This is a genomic window from Mesorhizobium sp. M0018 (assembly GCF_040323955.1).
Taxonomy (GTDB): Bacteria; Pseudomonadota; Alphaproteobacteria; order Rhizobiales; family Rhizobiaceae; genus Mesorhizobium.
In genome coordinates this window covers 252,057-269,634 of record NZ_JAMYVL010000006.1, presented here as the reverse complement: position 1 = coordinate 269,634, position 17,578 = coordinate 252,057, and the positions used below count along the sequence as shown (strand labels likewise).

Below are 17,578 nucleotides of genomic sequence, written 5' to 3'. Positions count from 1 at the left end.
CTCCAACATCGCAGGGAGAGCCGTGGCAGCGAAGCCGCCAATCTCCCCCCTAGAGGGGGAGATGTCCGGCAGGACAGAGGGGGGCGCCGTAGAACGCAAGGTCCGGAGAACAGCGGAGGCAGAAATGCCTGATCCCTCTTTCCTCAACTGGCCCTTCTTCGAGGACCGCCATCGCGAACTTGCGGAGCAACTTGACGCCTGGTGCGCGAAGAACCTGCCGGTCGACCACCACGATGTCGACGCGGCCTGCCGCGAGCTGGTGGCGAGGCTTGGCAAAGACGGCTGGCTGAAGCCAACGGCGTTCGATGTGGACAATCCGGGACCGCTCGACGTGCGCACCCTGTGCCTCACGCGCGAAACGCTGGCCCGGCATGACGGGCTGGCCGATTTCGCCTTCGCCATGCAAGGGCTCGGCACCGGCGCACTCAGCCTGTTCGGCACGCCCGACCAGCAGCACTGGCTGGCTAAGACACGGGCCGGCAAGGCGATTTCGGCTTTCGCGCTGTCGGAGCCGCGCTCGGGCTCGGACGTCGCCAATATGGAAATGACGGCCTTGCGTGACCGCGACAGCTATCTCTTGTCCGGCGAAAAGACCTGGATCTCCAACGGCGGTATCGCTGACTTTTATGCTGTCTTTGCCCGCACCGGCGAAGCGCCGGGCGCCAAGGGGCTTTCCGCCTTTGTCGTGCCTTCCGAAACCGAGGGGCTGATCGTTGCCGAGCGGCTGGAGGTGATCGCGCCGCACCCGCTCGCCCGGCTGTCCTTCGACAATGCACGCATTCCAGCCTCGGCGCTGATCGGCAAACCCGGTGACGGTTTTCGCATCGCCATGTCCGTGCTCGACGTGTTCCGTTCGACCGTCGGCGCAGCGGCGCTCGGCTTTGCCCGGCGCGCGCTGGACGAAAGCATCACAAGAGTGGCCGAGCGCAGGCTGTTCGGTGCGCCGATGGCCGAGCTGCAGATGGTGCAGGGCCACATCGCCGACATGGCGCTGGATGTCGATGCCGCCGCGTTGCTGGTCTATCGTGCCGCCTGGACCAAGGACATGGGCGCGGCTCGGGTTACCCGCGAAGCCGCCATGGCCAAGCTGTTCGCTACCGACAAAGCGCAGGAGGTGATCGACAGGGCTGTGCAGCTGCATGGCGGCGACGGCGTCCGCAAGGGCCATATCGTCGAAAGCCTGTATCGCGAGATCCGGGCGCTGCGCATCTACGAGGGAGCGTCCGATGTGCAGAAGGTGGTGATTGCACGGCAAGTGATGGGAGCGGCCTGAGACGGGAGTTTGCGTGAAATTATTGTCTTCGAGTTTTGAGCGACCGGATTTGAGCATTGGGAGGTTTTGACATGCACACCATCCTGCAGCCGGAAGGCTGGGCGAAACCCGTCGGCTACGCCAATGGCGTCGCCGCGCGTGGGCAGCTTGTCTTCGTCGGCGGGCAGGTCGGCTGGAACGGACAGGGCCGCTTCGAGACCGATGATCTTGTCGGCCAGGTGCGGCAGACGCTGGCCAATATTGTTGCTGTGCTCGCCGAGGCCGACGCCAAGCCGCAACATATCACCTCGATGACCTGGTACTTTACCGACAAGGCGGAATATTTGGCCAATCTCAAGGGGATCGGCGAGGTCTATCGCGAGGTGATCGGCCGGCATTTTCCGGCGATGGCCGCCATGCAGGTGATGGCGCTGGTCGAGGATCGCGCCAAGGTTGAGATCCAGGCCACAGCGGTTATTCCGGAGTGACGGCAACACGCGGCAATTTTTTAAGCTTAAAACTTTCGCCTTGAAAAGCGCGGTACTTTGGATAGCATTCGATGTCTTGCGACTGCCGTGCCGGGAGGGCTTTCCGGCAGTCCCGTCACTTGACGCATCAAAACCGTGCGGGGCCAAACCCGTCCGATCACAACCAGAGGGAACGAAAATGAACTTCACCCGTCGCAACCTGCTGCTTCTTGCTGCTGCCATCGGCATCGCCGGCGGCCCGGCCTACGCCGAAGGCACGCTGAATGTCGGCGCCTATCCGACCAATCCGCCTTTTGAATACAAGAACGAGAGCGGCACGTTCGAGGGTTTCGAAGTCGACATCATCAATGAGGCGGCAAAGCGTATCGGCATGACCACTGATATCGCCGATCTCGGTTTCCAGGCGCTGTTCGCCGCCACCACCTCGAAGCGCATCGACGTCGCCATCTCGTCGATCACCATCACGCCGGAGCGGCTGAAGTCTCAGTCGTTCACGCAGCCCTACTATGATTCCGACATGGGCATCGCCGCGAAGGCCGACAGCCCGATCAAGGCCGAGGCCGACCTCAAGGGCAAGATCGTCGGCGTGCTGTCCGGCTCGACCGGCGAAGCCTGGGTCAAGGCCCACCAGGAAGCGGACGGGTTCAGTGACGTCAAGGGCTACGACACGCAGCAGAACTTGCTGCTCGATCTCAGCTCCGGCCGCGTCGATGCGGCGGTCAGCGATATTCCGGGCCTGGAATATTCTTTCACCAGGATGAAGGATCTCGCCGTAAAAGAGCGCATCAAGACCGGCGAGCAGTACGGTCTGATGATGACCAAGGACCACCCGCTGCTCGGCAAGCTGAACGACGCGCTGACCGCGATGAAGAAGGACGGCACGCTGGCCGCGATCCACAAGAAGTGGTTCGGCAGCGACGCACCTGCCGATTCCTCGACCGTCAAGGAAACTCCTTTGCCGAAGGCCTGAGCGGCAGTTCACGCTTAAATGTCGTGCCGGCTTTCGATGCCGGCACGATTTCGGATTTCGGGCTCGGGCTCGAGCGTCGCGGGACGCCAAACGTTTCGGAAATGCTGCGATGTCGCTGCTGGACACCTTCTTCAACGCCGACGTCATGGTCTCCAGCCTGCCGGCGCTGTTGCGCGGCTTCCTGAACACCCTGCTGCTCGGAATCATGAGCATCGGCATCGGTATTCCCGTCGGCCTCGCGATCAGCCTGGTGCGGCTCTATGCGCCAAAGCCGCTTCGGCTGCTGGCTGTCGGCTACATTGACATTTTCCGGGCGATGCCGGTGCTGGTCGTGCTGATCCTGATCTACTATGCGCTGCCGTTCCTCGGCATTCGCCTGTCATCGTGGACGTCCGCGGTGATGGCCTTCGCCATCATCATGGCGGCCTATTCGGCCGAGGTGTTCCGCTCCGGTATAGAGAGCATTCCGCGCGGCCAGTTCGAGGCGGCGCAGGCGCTCGGCCTGCCGTTCTTGCTGACCTTGCGCAAGGTAGTGCTGCCGCAGGCGATCCGCGTCGTCATTCCGCCAATGACCAGCAATTGCGTTTCGATGTTCAAGGATACTTCGCTCGCTTCCACCGTGGCGCTGCCCGAACTGCTGAAAGAAGCGACCAACGCGCAATCGCTCTATGCCAATCCTTCACCGCTGATCGGCGCGGCGCTGGTCTATCTCATCTTTCTCTGGCCGATGGTCCGTTTCGTCAGCCTCCTTGAACGCCGCTTTCAAACCGAAAAGACCCGCTAATCTGTCAGCGCACTTCGCAGGAGACGACCTTGAACCAGCATCAGATTTCGAAAACCGGCGATGCCGCAGCTTTCCCAGTCGAGACGATCCGCGCCATGTTTCCCGCCTTGCAGCAAGCCGGGGACTTCGTCTTCATGGACAATGCAGCCGGCGCGCAGATCCCGCAAAGCGTGCTCGATGCGGTCACCAACCATTTGGTCGCGCATAATGTGCAGCGCGGCGGCCGCTATGGCCGCAGCGTCACCGTCGACCAAGCCGTCGCCGGCGCTCGCGAAAGCGTGGCCTTGCTGATCAACGCCACCAACCCGGCGGAGATCTGTTTCGGCATGAACGCCACTTCGTTCATCCGCCTGGTCAGCCTCGGCATCGGCCAGATGCTTTCCGAGCGCCCAAACGGGGAGCGTGACGAGATCGTCATCACCGACATGGATCACGACGCCAATATCGCGACGTGGCTGGCGCTGGCGCCCGCCGGCGCCAAGTTCAAATGGTGGCGGATGCGCGACGACGGCAATCTGCATGTCGACGATTTGCGCCCGCTGGTCTCAGAGCGCACCCGGCTCGTCGCCTGCACGGTCACGGCGCATTCGATCGGCTCGATTGTCGACGTTGCTTCCGTGGCTGCGATTGCGCATGCGGCAGGCGCCGAAGTGTTCCTCGACTGCGTGCATTACGGGCCGCACGGGCTGATTGATGTGCAGGCCTGGGATTGCGATTATCTGGTCTGCTCCGGCTACAAGAATTTCTCGCCGCATATGGGCTTCCTGTGGGGCCGCTTCGAAACACTGAAGCGCTTGCCGACCTTCCGCGAGGATTTCATCCCCGACGAGCCGCCCCACAAAATCGAAGCCGGCACGTTCATCTACGAGAACGTCTCCGGCATGGATGCCGCGGTGCGCTACCTCGAATCGATCGGCCGCAATTTCTTGTCCGAGAATAACCGGTCGCGCCGCGACAACATCGTCGCCGGCATGAATGCAATCCGCGACTACGAACAGGTGCTGGCGCGCGAAATGCTGGCGGTGCTCAAGGATTGCGGCGCGACGATCTACGGCGTGGCCGAAGAGGCACGCCTCAGCGAGCGCGTGCCGACCTTCTGCTTCAATGTCGGCACGCTATCGCCGCAGAGGATCGTCGAGGAAATGGCCGAGATGCAGATCGGCATTCGCGACGGCCACATGTATGCGCCGCGTCTGATGAAGCGGCTCAACCTCGGCATGGACAGCGGCGCCGTGCGCGCCTCGCTGGTGCATTACAATACGATCGAGGAAGTCCGGCGCTTCGGCGAGGCGCTGCGCACCATCATCGCCCGGCTGTCCTGATCGGAGTGGGCGGCGGCGCCGGCGCGATCCTCGTGAAGCGCAAAGGCGGTCGCACCCGGGTTCTCCAAGCCGGGGCGCAATTGCATGCTTGGGATCAAGTAATCGCCGCCATTCTGCTGCCGATAACGAATGGGCCGGATTGTCTCGAGCGTTCGCATCCTTTCGCGCAGTCGCTCCGCGACAGGCTCGAAATCCGCCTCCCCGAAACGGTCCACCCTGTAAACCACGAACGGCGGAAGCACGTCGTAGCCCGGATAGTATAGAATCCCGTGATTGATCGGGAACAGCAGGTCGTCGATCGGGCCGTTGACGCCGCGGGCGGAGTAATGCTCTTCCCAGCCGCCTGCGGTCACGATCAGCATTGCGCGCTTGCCGGCGAGCGTTCCCTCACCAAAGCGGTCACCCCACCGCTTGTCGCTGTGCTCGCCAACGCCATAGGCGAAGCCGTAGGCGTACACGCGATCGACCCAGCCCTTGAGGATCGCCGGCATGGCGTACCACCACAGCGGGAACTGGAGGATCAGGGTGTCGGCCCATAGCAGCTTGTCGATCTCGGCTTTGACGTCATCGGTCAGAGTGTTGGTCGCAAAAGCCTTTTTGGAGGCGCCGGCCGGCAGGAAGCGTGCTTCGGGCGGCCACGACGGAAAGTCGGCACGGTCCACCTCGGCTTTCCAGCCGTCGGCATAGAGGTCCGACACCCGCACCTCGTGGCCTTGGGCCTCGAGTTCCCTGATGGCGACGTCGCGCAGCGCGCCGTTGAGCGAACGCGGTTCAGGATGAGCAAAAACAAGCAGGACTTTCATGGGTCTACTCCGAAGAAGGACGATAGACACCAAAGGTAGCCAGCCGCGGAATGATCCGCTATATGTAGGAAATGTATAAGATAATGCCGAATAATGGATAGATCGGACGTCACTCTCGAGCGCATGCGCACCTTCGTTCGCGTCGCCGAGCGCGGCAGCCTCTCGGCGGTGGCGCGCGAGCTCGGAGTTGGGCAGTCGACGGTCACACGGCATTTGCGAGAACTCGAGGAGGCCGTCGGAGTGCCCTTGCTCAGCAGGACCACCCGGCGTGTGATGATGACTGATGAAGGCAGCCGTTACTATACCGACAGCGTCCAGGTCCTGCGCCTCGTTGAGCAGGCCGGCGATGAGGCGCGGGGCACGCGCGGCGCGTCGGCCGGCACGATCCGGATATCCTGCACGGCGGCGCTCGGGGTCTTGCACGTCAGCCGGCTGATCTTCGCCTTTCAGGACCGCTATCCCGATATCGGCATCGATCTTAGCCTCACCGACGAGCGCATCGATCTTGTGCGGGAGGGCGTCGACATTGCGCTTCGCCTGGGTCCGCTCACCGACAGCTCAATGAAACTGCGGGCGCTCGGGCAATCCCGGCGTCTGCTGGTGGCGGCGCCGGCCTATCTGGCGGCGCGGGGCAGACCGGCTGTCCCGCAGGATCTGCCTGGCCATGAAGGCATCCGGATGTCGAACATCGCGGGAAGCGACACGCTCACCTTGCAGGGGCCGGGCGGCGAGACCTTTGCGGTGCCCTTTGGCGGCAGATTTCTGGTCGACCATGGGCTTGCTGCGCGCGAAGCCCTTGTCGCCGGACGCGGCATCGCACCCGCCCACCACTGGCTTGTCGACGATCTTCTGGCGGCCGACCGGCTGGAAGTGGTCCTGCCGGGCTATTTTCCGCCTCCCGTCCCGCTGAGCATGCTGATCGTTCCGGAGCGTGCGGGCATTGCCCGGGTGCGGCTGCTGGTCGACTTTCTCGCCGAGCATATCTCCGGCATTCCGGGGATCGAGAAGCGGTAGCCGGCCGGCAAACCTCGCCGGATCAGGCGGCCCTCTTCTTCGCCAACCGTGCCTTGATGCTGGCAACGTCGGCACGCGGCGTCGCCGCGAACAGCGTCCTGGTGTAGCTGTGCTTGGGGTCGGCGAAGACCTCGTCGCGCGAGCCGTATTCGACCGCTTCGCCGAAGTACATTACCATCACGTCGTCGGCGATGTAGCGCACCACCGACAGGTCGTGACTGATGAAAACATAGGTTAGCTGAAACTCGTCCTGCAGGTCGGCGAGCAGGTTCAGCACCTGCGCCTGCACCGAAAGATCAAGTGCCGAGACCGGCTCGTCCAGCACCAGAAGGCTGGGGTTGAGCATCAGCGCGCGGGCGATGGCGATCCGCTGGCGCTGGCCGCCCGAAAACATATGCGGGTAGCGATTAAAGTGCTCGGGGCCGAGACCGACCTTCTTTAGCATCTTCATGGCAAGATCGCGCCGCTCGTCGGCCGTGCTGTCGGTGTTGATGAGCAGCGGCTCGCCAAGCACGTCGCCGATCTTCTGGCGTGGATTGAGCGAACCATAAGGGTTCTGGAAGACGATCTGGACCTTGCGGCGCATTTCCTTCGACAGGCCATTCCTGCCGATGTCTACCTTCTTGCCGTCGATGAAAAGCTCGCCGGAGGTCGCCGGGTCGATCAGGGTGATGATGCGGGCGAGTGTTGACTTGCCGCAGCCGCTCTCGCCGACGATGGCCAGCGTCTTGCCCTTGTCGACGCTGAACGAAACACCCTTGACCGCATGAACCGTACGGGAGGGGCGGAAAAGCCCGCCACCGACATGATAGTCGCGCACGATGTTCTTGCCTTCGACTACCGTCACGCTCATGAGGCGGTTCCTCCTGCGGACCGGGCTGCGACTACAGATGGGGCCGGCTCGAACAGCATGTCGGAAACAGTAGGCAACCGGTCGCCGACGGCATTTTCCGGCAGCGCCGACAGGAGCGCGCGCGTGTAGTTGCTCTTGGGGGACTCGAACAGCGACAGCACGTCGGCCTCTTCCATCTTGCGGCCCTTGTACTGGACGATGACACGGTCGGCGGTCTCGGCAACCACCCCCATATTGTGGGTGATCATGATCAGGCCCATGCCATATTTGGCCTGCAGGCCGACCAGCAGATCGAGGATCTGCTTCTGGATGGTGACGTCGAGCGCCGTGGTTGGCTCGTCGGCGATCAAAAGCTTGGGATTGCAGGCGATGGCGATGGCGATCATGACGCGCTGACACTGACCACCCGACATCTGGTGCGGGAAGGAGCCCAGCCGATCCTCGGGGTCGGCGATGCCGACCAACTTCATCAATTCGATGGCACGCGCCCGGCGCTGGGCGCGGTCCATGCCCATATGGAAGCGCAGCACCTCCTCGATCTGGAAGCCGACGGTGAAGCACGGGTTGAGGCTGGCGACCGGCTCCTGGAAGATCATCGAAATGTCCTTGCCGACGATCTTGCGCCGCTCGGATGGGCCGAGCTTGAGCAGGTCGATGCCGTCGAAGGCCATGCGGTCGGCCCTCACCGTCGCGGTGTTGGGCAAAAGCCCCATCACCGCCAGCATCGCCACCGACTTGCCCGAACCGGATTCGCCGACGATCGCCAGCACCTCGCGCGGTTCGACCGACAGGTCGATGCCTTGTACCGCCATGAATGGTCCAGCGGCGGTGTCGAAGGAAACGGTCAGGTTCTTGATCTCGAGAAGAGGCATTGGATTATGACCTCTTCAGCTTGGGATCGAAGGCATCGCGCAAGCCGTCGCCGATCAGATTGATGGCAAGCACAGTGATCAGGATGGCAAGTCCGGGGAAGGTCACCACCCAAGGCGCGCGCAGGATGAACTCGCGCGCCGAGGCGAGCATCGTGCCCCATTCCGGCGTCGGCGGCTGCGCACCGACACCGAGGAAGCCGAGCGCCGCAGCTTCGAGAATAGCGTTGGAGAAGGACAATGTCGCCTGCACGATCAGCGGTGCCAGGCAGTTCGGCAGGATCGTCCTCACCATCAAGCGAAGATGACCGGCACCAGCCACCTTGGCGGAGATGACATATTCGCGGTTCTTTTCGGCCATCACGGCGGCGCGGGTGAGGCGCGCGAAATGCGGCTGCAGCACCAGCGCGATCGCCAGCATGGCATTGAACAGGCCCGGGCCGAGGATCGCCACCAGCACCAGCGCCAGAAGCAGCGACGGGAAGGCCAGGATGATATCCATGATGCGCATGATCAGAGTGTCGACCCAGCCGCGGAAATAGCCGGCGAGCACGCCAAGCACGATGCCGCTGGTGAGCGAGAAGACAACGACCACCAGACCGATGAACAGCGAGAAACGCGCCCCGAAGATCAACCGTGAAAGCATGTCGCGGCCGACCGCGTCGGTGCCGAGCAGGAACATCGATTTGCCGCCTTCCTGCCAGGCAGGGGGTGCCAGCAGCGCATCGCGAAACTGCTCGTCGGGCGAATGTGGGGCGACGAACGGCGCAAAGATCGCCACCAGCACCAGCGCCGAAAACACGACAAGGCCGATGACCGCGCCGGTGTTCATCGAGAAGTAGTGCCAGAACTCGGCGAAAGCCCGTTGCCTGCCGCCTGTCGGGATGGAGGCGGCGGTAGCTTCGGCGGCGGATTCGTCGGTCATCTCACTGCACCCGGATGCGCGGATTGATGACGGCGTAGAGCACGTCGACGATCAGGTTCACCGCCATGACGATCAGCGCGATGATCAGCAATCCGCTCTGGACGACGACATAGTCGCGCTTGCCGATGGCATCGATCATCCATTTGCCGATGCCCGGCCAGGAAAAAATGGTCTCGGTCAGAATGGCGCCCGCCATCAAGGTGCCGACCTGCAGTCCAATGGTGGTGACTACCGGGATCAGCGCGTTGCGAAAAGCGTGCAGACCGATGACGCGGCGAGGCGCCAGGCCCTTGGCGCGCGCGGTGCGGACATAGTCCTCGCCCAGCACCTCGAGCATAGCCGAGCGCGTCTGGCGCGCTATGACGGCAAGCGGGATCGTCGCCAGCACGATCGACGGCAGGATCAAATGGCTGACGGCAGATTTGAAAGCGCCGCTCCTGCCGGAGATCAGGCTGTCGATGAGCATGAACCCGGTCGTCGGCCTGAAGAAATACTGCAGGCCGATGCGGCCGGAAACCGGCGTCCAGCCGAGATAGCCGGAGAAGAAGATAATGAGCAGCAACCCCCACCAGAAGATCGGCATCGAATAGCCGGTCAGCGCGACACCCATCGTAGCCTGGTCGAACCACGAGCCGCGCTTGACCGCGGCGAAGATACCGGCAGGAATGCCGAGCAGGACGGCGATGATCAACGCCACTGTCGCCAGTTCCAGCGTGGCTGGAAACAGCGCCTGGAATTCGCCGAGCACTGGCCGCTTGGTGGCAATAGATATGCCGAAATCGCCGGTCAGGACCCTGCCGATATATTCCAGGTATTGGATGACATAGGGCCGGTTGTAGCCAAACTGCTCGATGAGCTGGGCGTAGCGCTCGGGGCTGACGCCGCGCTCGCCCGCCAGGGCCAGGATAGGATCGCCGGGCAGAAGCCGGACGAAAGCAAACGCCGCCAGCGATATGCCGAACACGGTCGGGATGATCAAAGCGAGCTTGTGGAGGAGATAACGGAGCATCTTGCTTCATAGAACGGCGGCGCGGGAAGTCCAGCGCCGCCGTTCAATTTCTCAGGACTTATTCGGTGACGTCGACGCCGTCAAACCGATGAATGCCGAGCGGGTCCATAACGAAGCCCGACACCTTCTTGTTCATCGGCATGAAGACCTTGGAGTGGGCGATGGTCAGCCACGGAGCCTCACGCTTGAACACCACCTGAGCTTCCTCGTAGATCTTGGTGCGCTCGGCGACGTCCGTCGTCGCCTTGCCTTTTTTCAGCAGGGCTTCGAATTCCTGGTTGCACCAGATCGCATAATTGGACTGGCCGATGGCATCGCAACCGAGCAGGAAAAAGAAGTTGTCCGGATCGCCATTGTCACCGGTCCAGCCCAGTTGGAAGGCGCCGTCGCGATCCTTAGCCTTGCCGCGCTGGCGATACTCGGTCCATTCGTAACTGACGATCTCCGCCTTGACGCCGACGGCGGCATAGTCGGCCTGGATCAACTCGGCGACGCGCTGGGCGTTGGGGTTGTAGGGACGGCTGACCGGCATAGCCCAGATCTTCATCGACAGATCCTTGACGCCTGCATCGGCCAGCATCTTCTTGGCCGCCTCCGGATCATAGGGATCGTCCTTGATGTCCTTGTTATAGGACCACATGGTCGGCGGGATCGGGTTGATGGCCGGCGCGCCGGCGCCCTGATAGACCGCGTCGATGATCGCCTTCTTGTTTACCGCCATGTTGAGGGCCTTGCGGACCTCGACCTTGTCGAAGGGCGGCTGCGTCGTGTTGTAAGCCATGTAGCCGATGTTCAGGCCTTCCTGCTCGTCGACCTTGAGGTTCGCGTCAGCCTGCAGTCCGGCAATGTCGGCCGGCGCCGGGTATGACATGATATCGCACTCGCCCGCCTTCAGCTTCTGCGCGCGTACGGCCGGATCGGGCGTGATGGCGAAGATCAGATCGTCGATCTTCTGTCGCCCGCCATAGTAGCCGTCCCATGCTGCATAGCGCACGACCGCATCGACCTGATAGTCGACGAACTGGAACGGACCAGTGCCGACCGGCTTCTGGGTGAACTGCTGCCTGGTGCCGGCCTTGTCGAGTTGGTCGGCATATTCCTTGGAGACGATCGAGGCGAAATCCATGCCGAGGTCCGGCAGGAACGCGACTTCAGGCTTGTTCAGCACGAATTTCACCGTCAGGTCGTCGACCTTGACGATTTCCTTCAGGAGATCGGGGAAGCCCATGCCGGTGAAATATTCCCAGCCGGTGCCTTCCAGATAGCTGTACCACGGGCTTTCTTTCTTCCACTGGCGTTCGAAGGAAAAGATCACGTCGTCGGCGTTGAGGTCGCGCGTCGGCGTGAAATAATCGGTCGTCTGGAATTTCACACCTGGGCGAAGCTTGAAGGTGTATTCGAGACCGTCGTCGGAAACCGTCCAGCTCTCGGCCAGGCCGGGCGAGATGGTGGTCTTGCCATGCTCGAACTCGACCAGGCGCGAATAGATGGTGCGCGACGAGGCGTCGAAGTCGTTGCCGCCGCTCCATGGCGACGGGTCGAAGCCGGCCGGCGAAGCCTCCGAGCAATAGACCAGTTGTTTTGCATTGGCCATGCCGCCGAGGACGCTTGCAGCCAGCAACGCGGCTGCAAAAGTCAGTTTCTTTTTCATTGAGCACTCCCTGATGTTCTTCCAAGCCCCTCTATCAGGCTCGCGAAGGCCGCATATAAGCACCGTTTTTCTAGCTTTGGAACTGCTTGTTTGCCTAACCCACGGGAAGCAGAAAAAAATTCCGGCACGCGGCAAATTGTGGAAAAAACGAGCCGAATCCGCAGATCACGACATTATTAGCGACTTCAATTTTTTGTTGATCGGCGATGCCGCCAATTGTGGGAATCGAGCCGTTCGGTTCAAGAGATGCGCATCCGAAAACCGGTCGCGGCCGAGAGGTTTGACGGCAAGTCTTACCGCACTCCAGGTGGCGAGGCTTGCACGGCCGTCGCTTGTGGCAATACATAGATAGGTGGGCAGCGTGCCGGATTTTCCCACGTTCCGGACATTGCGGCAAGTGTGGGATATCGTTGTGATCAGGGCGGTGGTGGCGCGCAAGCATGCCGAAACAATAAGAACGATTGAGGGAGCGACAGGTGGCAAAACCGGCAAAGACAACCAACGCGGCGAAAGCAAAGGCCGAGGCAACATCGAAAGCAGTCAAGTCAAAAGCGGCCGCCGCCAAGCCGACGGCCACCGCGAAGGCAAGCGCGAAGCCGGCGGCGAAGACCACGGCTGGAGCGGCTGCTAAACCGGCACCCGGCAAGACGGCGCCTGCTGCAAAGTCTGCCGCCAAGCCGGCGGCGAAGGCAGTGCCGACAGCGCCACGACTGCCGGCAGGTCCGGCCAAGAGATTACCAAAGGCGATCACGTCGCTGGCCGCCGGCCTGCCGGAAAAACCGTGGCTCAAGAGTTATCCAAAGATCGTGCCGGCCGAGATCGGCGCCCTGCCCTCCAGCTCGATCGGCGACTTTCTCGTCACCGTGTGCAAGCAGTTTGCAAGCCGGCCGGCTTTCGTCTGCATGGGCAAATCGATCACCTATGCCGACCTCGAGCGACAGTCGGCCGCCTTCGGCGCCTATCTGCAATCAACGGGGCTGCAGAAGGGCGCGCGCGTCGCGCTGATGATGCCGAATGTGCTGCAATATCCGGTGGCGATGATGGCAGTGCTTCGCGCCGGCTATGTCGTGGTAAACATCAATCCGCTCTACACGCCGCGCGAGCTGGAGCACCAGCTCAAGGATTCCGGCGCTCAAGCCATTGTCATCCTCGAAAATTTTGCCTGCACCCTGCAAGCGGTGATCGCCAGGACCGCGGTCAAGCATGTCGTGGTCGTCTCGATGGGCGACATGCTCGGCGGGCTCAAGGGAACGATCGTCAACTTCGTTGTACGCCGCGTCAAGAAGATGGTGCCGGCATGGTCGCTGCCCGGCCATGTCAAGTTCAACGCCGCGCTGAAGGCGGGCACAGGCAAGGCCTTCAGGCCCGCAAGGGTCACGGCCGACGACATCGCCTTCCTGCAATACACGGGCGGCACGACCGGCATCTCCAAGGGCGCGATGCTTTTGCACAGCAACATTTTGGCGAACGTCGCGCAGAACGCGCTGTGGGCCGAAGACGCTTTTACCGTCAAGCCGAAGCCGGCGCATCTGAACTTCCTCTGCGCGCTGCCGCTCTATCACATTTTTGCGCTGACGGCGAACGTGCTGGTAGGCATGCAGCAAGGCGCGCAGAATGTCCTCATCCCCAATCCGCGCGACATTCCCGGCTTCGTCAAGGAGCTGCAGAAATACCCGATCCACATCTTTCCGGGCCTCAACACGCTGTTCAATGCGCTGCTCAATAATGAGGATTTTCGCAAGCTCGATTTCAAGCCGCTGATCCTGACGCTGGGTGGCGGCATGCCGGTGCAGAGGGCCATCGCCGAACGCTGGAAGGTGCTGACCGGCTGCCCGATCAGCGAGGCCTACGGGCTCACCGAGACCTCGCCGGGAGCAACGATCAACAAATTCAGCGACGGCGTTTACACCGGCACGATCGGCCTGCCGCTGCCCTCGACCGAGATCGCGATCCGCGACGACGACGGCAACAATTTGCCGCTCGGCGAAGTCGGCGAAATCTGCATCCGCGGACCGCAGGTGATGGCCGGCTACTGGAACCGGCCGGACGAGACCGCCAAGGTGATGACCGAGGACGGCTTCTTCAAATCGGGCGACATGGGCTTCATGGACGAGCTTGGCTACACCAAGATCGTCGACCGCAAGAAGGACATGATCCTGGTTTCCGGCTTCAACGTCTATCCGAACGAACTCGAGGAAGTGGTGGCGCAGCATCCAGGCGTACTCGAAGTTGCCGCGATCGGCGTGCCGGACGAGCATTCGGGTGAAGTGCCGAAGCTGTTCGTCGTCAAGAAGGACCCGGCACTGACCGCCGACATGCTGACGGCTTATTGCCGTGAGAACCTGACCGGCTACAAGCGTCCCAGGTATATTGAGTTCCGCACCGAGCTGCCGAAGACACCGGTCGGCAAGATCCTGCGCCGGGCGTTGCGGGGCTAGGCGCAGCTTGAGCGATTGCATCGCCGGCGCCAACGCCGTGAGCATAGGTTCGCGCCCGGACCCGGCACAGTTCATCCGGGCGAACATGCGGATCGCCCCCGTGCCCACGCTTCCCGAAATTCGGCTTTACACCGCCCATCCGGGAAGCGGGCTCAGGCGGCTTCTCGAATGGAACCAACATGCGACCGAAGAAGACGGACCTGAACCGGAGCCACCGTACTGGGCCTATGTCTGGGCCGGCGGCGCGGTGCTCGCCCGCTACATATTCGACCGGCCGGAGACCGTGGCCGGCCGTCGCGTGCTCGACCTCGGCGCCGGTTCGGGTCTCGTCGGCATTGCAGCGGCAAAAGCCGGGGCAAGCGCGGTCGTCGCGGCCGAGATCGATCGCAACGGTGTGGTTGCGCTCGGCCTCAACGCGACTGCGAACGGCGTCGCTATCATGATCATTGGCGAAGACATCACCAGCGGTCCGCCGCCACCGGTGGATGTCGTGGTGGTCGGCGACCTGTTCTACGCCCATGATCTCGCCGGCCGGGTCGTCCCCTTCCTCGACCGCTGCCTTGCAGCCGGCATCGCCGTGCTGATCGGCGATCCGGGCCGCGCCTATCTGCCCCGCTCGCGGCTTCGCCTGCTGGCCGAATACGAGGTGCCGGATGTCGGCGAAGGCAGGAATGCGGCGATGAAACCGAGCGGCGTGTTCTCGTTCGGACTAGCTAGCTGCGAGTCTAGACTGTCTCGCTGACCCGCGCCGAAAGAAAATCAGGCAGGTCGGCCACCGAATCCAGAATGACGTCGGCTATCTGGGACAGCGATTCACGTGTGCCGGTGCCGGACAGCACGCCGACCGCCAGACCGCAGCCGCCCGCCCGCGCCATTTCAAGATCGTGACGGTTGTCGCCGACCATGGCGATTGCCGAGGGCCTGAGCCCCGTCAGATCAGAGAAGGCAAGGATCGTATCCGGCGCCGGTTTTGGATTGGCCACCGCGTCGTAACCATAGGCGGCGTCGAAAAGCTGCGCGACGCCCAGCGTGACCAGGGTCTTTTCCGCGCCGCTGGTCGAGTCGTTGGTGGCGACACCAAGCCGGTAGGATTTTCTGTGAAGCAGGCCAAGCGTCTCGACCACGCCCGGCAGCGCCACCGCCATTGCCGATCCTTGCGCCGAGGTGATGGCGTTGAAGCGGGCGACGGCAAGCATCTGGTCCTCGTCGGACAGCCGTGGAAACCACAGCTCGACGACGTCCATGTTGGTGCCGGAGGCAAAAATCGAATCCGGCTTGAAGCGCTTGGTGGCGAAGTCGAAGCCCGCCGCCGCAAGCAGCCTGTCTGCTTTCCAGCGATCGCCTTCGGCCGCATCCATCGCCATGAAGTCGGCGATGCCCAGCCATGTCGCGTTGAAATCCACGAGCGTGCCGTCCTTGTCGAACAATATTCCCTTGATGTCCGCCAAGCTTTTCACTCCGGGCCGCGCAAGCGGTGGATGTATTCCACCAGTCCAGCAGTCGAGGCATCCCGCTTTGCGGCGTTCTCCTTGCCTTCAACGACGGGCAGCAGCCCGGTCGCCAGTTCCTTGCCGAGCTCGACGCCCCACTGGTCGAAGGAGTTGATGTTGAACAGCGTGCCTTCGACGAAGACGCGGTGTTCGTAAAGCGCAATCAGCCGTCCGAACGTGTGGGGGTCGAGTTTCCTGTAGAGGATCGTCACTGAGGGGCGGTCGCCGGAGAAGACGCGGTGCGGAGCAATCCTGTCGACATCGGCCGGCTTCATGCCTTTCGCCAGCATCTGCGCTCGGGCTTCCTCAAGCGTGCGGCCCTTCATGAAGGCTTCCGACTGCGCCAGGCAATTGGCAAGCAGAAGGTCGTGGTGATGCTTCAGTTCCGGCTCGTGGCCGACGGCAGCGGCGAGGAATTCGACCGGAATGAAATCGGTGCCCTGATGCAGAAGTTGGAAGAAGGCATGCTGGCCATTGGTGCCGGGCTCGCCCCAGACCAGCGGGCCGGTCGGCGTCGTTACAGCGCCGCCGTCCAGGGTGACGCTCTTGCCGTTCGATTCCATGTCGAGCTGCTGCAGATAGGCCGGCAGCCTGGACAGACGCTGATCGTAGGGGATGACGGCGCGAGCGGGGTATTTGCAGATCACGCGGTGCCACCAGCCAATCAGCCCCATCAGCGCCGGCAGGTTCTTCGCCAGCGGGGCGGTGCGGAAATGCTCGTCCATCTCATGGGCGCCGTCGAGAAAGGCGCGAAAATCCTTCGGGCCGATGGCGATCATCACCGGCAGACCGATCGCACCCCAGACGGAATAGCGCCCGCCGACCCAGTCCCAGAAGCCGAAGACGCGATCGGGCGCGATGCCGAATTTGGCGACCAGGTCGAGCGCCGTCGAGACGGCGGCGAAATGCTTGCCGACCGCTTCCTTGCCGAGCGCCTTCTCGACCCATCTGCGCGCGGTTTCGGCATTGGTCATCGTCTCGACCGTGGTGAAGGTCTTGGAGGCGATGATGAACAGGGTGGTTTCGGCGGAAAGACCCTTCAGCGTGTCGTGGATATGGGCACCGTCGATATTGGATACGTAATGCGCGCGCGGCCCGTCATGATAGGGCGCCAGCGCCAGCGTCGCCATGGCCGGGCCGAGATCGGAGCCGCCGATGCCGATGTTGACGATGTCGGTGATCTTCTTGCCGGTCGCGCCGGCCGCCTTGCCGGAACGCACCGCGTCGGCGAAGGCACCCATCGCGTCGAGTACGGCAAGGACTTCCGCCTTCACGTCCTGGCCGTCGAGCACGATGCCCTTGCCGGTCAGGTTGCGCAGCGCCGTGTGCAGCACGGCACGGCCTTCAGTGACGTTGATCTTCTTGCCGGCAAACATCGCGTCGCGCCGGCCTTCGAGGTCAGCGGCCTCAGCCAGTTTCTCCAGCAACTCCATAGTCGGCGCATCGACCGCGCATTTCGACCAGTCGAGCAGCAGGTCGCCGTCACTGGCGGAGAATTTCTCGAAGCGCTGCGGATCGGCAGCGAAAGCCTCGCGCATCGAGCCCGATTTGGCCGCACGGTGATCGCGCAATGCGTCGAGCTGCTTTTGAAAGGACGATTGATCCACTGCTTCGCTCCGGTCTCTTGAGATGCATCTTATCAGGCCGGATGTTTCCGGCGCGTGTCGTCGCGGCAAACTATCGGGTCGAATTCCATCTGTTTCAATGCGC

At 62.5% G+C, this 17,578-nt stretch carries 17 protein-coding genes; 8 read left to right on the top strand and 9 right to left on the bottom strand.

Going from position 1 to position 17,578, the window contains the following annotated elements; translation table 11 throughout:
• Window positions 1-124 precede the first annotated feature (124 nt).
• The 5 genes from NKJ81_RS11260 (at window position 125) to NKJ81_RS11240 (ending at window position 4,816) form a co-directional block, all read left to right on the top strand.
• A complete protein-coding gene (locus tag NKJ81_RS11260) occupies window positions 125-1,273 on the top strand; it encodes an acyl-CoA dehydrogenase family protein (protein WP_352540472.1) in 1,149 nt (382 codons plus the stop codon).
• Window positions 1,274-1,344: 71 nt separating this feature from the next.
• A complete protein-coding gene (locus tag NKJ81_RS11255) occupies window positions 1,345-1,740 on the top strand; it encodes a RidA family protein (RefSeq protein ID WP_352540471.1) in 396 nt (131 codons plus the stop codon).
• Between the two features lie 178 nt (window positions 1,741-1,918).
• The gene (locus NKJ81_RS11250) at window positions 1,919-2,710 is read left to right on the top strand and encodes an ABC transporter substrate-binding protein (protein WP_352540470.1); all 792 of its coding nucleotides are present in this window, start codon (window positions 1,919-1,921) and stop codon (window positions 2,708-2,710) included.
• Window positions 2,711-2,819: 109 nt separating this feature from the next.
• Entirely contained in the window at window positions 2,820-3,494 is a 675-nt protein-coding gene (locus NKJ81_RS11245; RefSeq protein WP_352540469.1) for an amino acid ABC transporter permease, read from the top strand.
• A gap of 29 nt (window positions 3,495-3,523) precedes the next feature.
• On the top strand, window positions 3,524-4,816 hold the full coding sequence (locus NKJ81_RS11240) for a cysteine desulfurase-like protein (protein WP_352540468.1): 1,293 nt from the start codon (window positions 3,524-3,526) through the stop codon (window positions 4,814-4,816).
• Here NKJ81_RS11240 and NKJ81_RS11235 read toward each other — a convergent pair.
• Window positions 4,747-5,619: an NAD(P)H-dependent oxidoreductase gene (locus NKJ81_RS11235; RefSeq protein ID WP_352540503.1), complete on the bottom strand. Its 873-nt coding sequence runs from the start codon at window positions 5,617-5,619 to the stop codon at window positions 4,747-4,749. The two genes, NKJ81_RS11240 and NKJ81_RS11235, sit on opposite strands and share 70 nt — an antisense overlap.
• Before the next feature lie 93 nt (window positions 5,620-5,712).
• Between NKJ81_RS11235 and NKJ81_RS11230 the strand changes: the two genes are divergently transcribed.
• Complete coding sequence (locus NKJ81_RS11230; RefSeq protein WP_352540467.1) at window positions 5,713-6,633, top strand: LysR family transcriptional regulator; 921 nt, start codon at window positions 5,713-5,715, stop codon at window positions 6,631-6,633.
• 22 nt (window positions 6,634-6,655) lie between these two features.
• On the opposite strand, the gene NKJ81_RS11225 is transcribed toward NKJ81_RS11230, so the two are convergent.
• From NKJ81_RS11225 to NKJ81_RS11200, 6 genes are all read right to left on the bottom strand, one after another.
• Window positions 6,656-7,486, bottom strand: coding sequence for a dipeptide ABC transporter ATP-binding protein (locus NKJ81_RS11225; RefSeq protein WP_352540466.1), 831 nt, complete (start codon window positions 7,484-7,486; stop codon window positions 6,656-6,658).
• Window positions 7,483-8,358, bottom strand: a complete 876-nt coding sequence (locus NKJ81_RS11220; RefSeq protein WP_352540465.1) for an ABC transporter ATP-binding protein — start codon at window positions 8,356-8,358, stop codon at window positions 7,483-7,485. The genes NKJ81_RS11225 and NKJ81_RS11220 overlap by 4 nt, the downstream gene beginning before the upstream one ends.
• Before the next feature lie 4 nt (window positions 8,359-8,362).
• The gene (locus NKJ81_RS11215) at window positions 8,363-9,280 is read right to left on the bottom strand and encodes an ABC transporter permease subunit (protein WP_023676823.1); all 918 of its coding nucleotides are present in this window, start codon (window positions 9,278-9,280) and stop codon (window positions 8,363-8,365) included.
• A 1-nt stretch (window position 9,281) separates the two neighbouring features.
• Window positions 9,282-10,289 carry an ABC transporter permease subunit gene (locus tag NKJ81_RS11210; RefSeq protein ID WP_023676822.1) on the bottom strand — a complete coding sequence of 336 codons (1,008 nt, stop codon included), beginning with the start codon at window positions 10,287-10,289 and terminating at the stop codon, window positions 9,282-9,284.
• Window positions 10,290-10,347: 58 nt separating this feature from the next.
• Window positions 10,348-11,940, bottom strand: a complete 1,593-nt coding sequence (locus tag NKJ81_RS11205; protein ID WP_352448537.1) for an ABC transporter substrate-binding protein — start codon at window positions 11,938-11,940, stop codon at window positions 10,348-10,350.
• A gap of 94 nt (window positions 11,941-12,034) precedes the next feature.
• Window positions 12,035-12,691, bottom strand: coding sequence for a hypothetical protein (locus NKJ81_RS11200; protein WP_352540464.1), 657 nt, complete (start codon window positions 12,689-12,691; stop codon window positions 12,035-12,037).
• Between NKJ81_RS11200 and NKJ81_RS11195 the strand changes: the two genes are divergently transcribed.
• Together NKJ81_RS11195 and NKJ81_RS11190 are read left to right on the top strand one after the other, a co-directional pair.
• A complete protein-coding gene (locus NKJ81_RS11195; RefSeq protein ID WP_352540463.1) occupies window positions 12,633-14,378 on the top strand; it encodes a long-chain fatty acid--CoA ligase in 1,746 nt (581 codons plus the stop codon). The genes NKJ81_RS11200 and NKJ81_RS11195 overlap by 59 nt on opposite strands.
• A gap of 85 nt (window positions 14,379-14,463) precedes the next feature.
• The gene (locus NKJ81_RS11190) at window positions 14,464-15,120 is read left to right on the top strand and encodes a class I SAM-dependent methyltransferase (RefSeq protein WP_352540502.1); all 657 of its coding nucleotides are present in this window, start codon (window positions 14,464-14,466) and stop codon (window positions 15,118-15,120) included.
• Here NKJ81_RS11190 and NKJ81_RS11185 read toward each other — a convergent pair.
• Window positions 15,104-15,826: an HAD family hydrolase gene (locus NKJ81_RS11185; RefSeq protein WP_352448533.1), complete on the bottom strand. Its 723-nt coding sequence runs from the start codon at window positions 15,824-15,826 to the stop codon at window positions 15,104-15,106. The genes NKJ81_RS11190 and NKJ81_RS11185 overlap by 17 nt on opposite strands.
• Window positions 15,827-15,831: 5 nt before the next feature.
• On the bottom strand, window positions 15,832-17,475 hold the full coding sequence (gene pgi, locus NKJ81_RS11180; RefSeq protein WP_352540462.1) for a glucose-6-phosphate isomerase: 1,644 nt from the start codon (window positions 17,473-17,475) through the stop codon (window positions 15,832-15,834).
• Window positions 17,476-17,578: the final 103 nt, after the last annotated feature.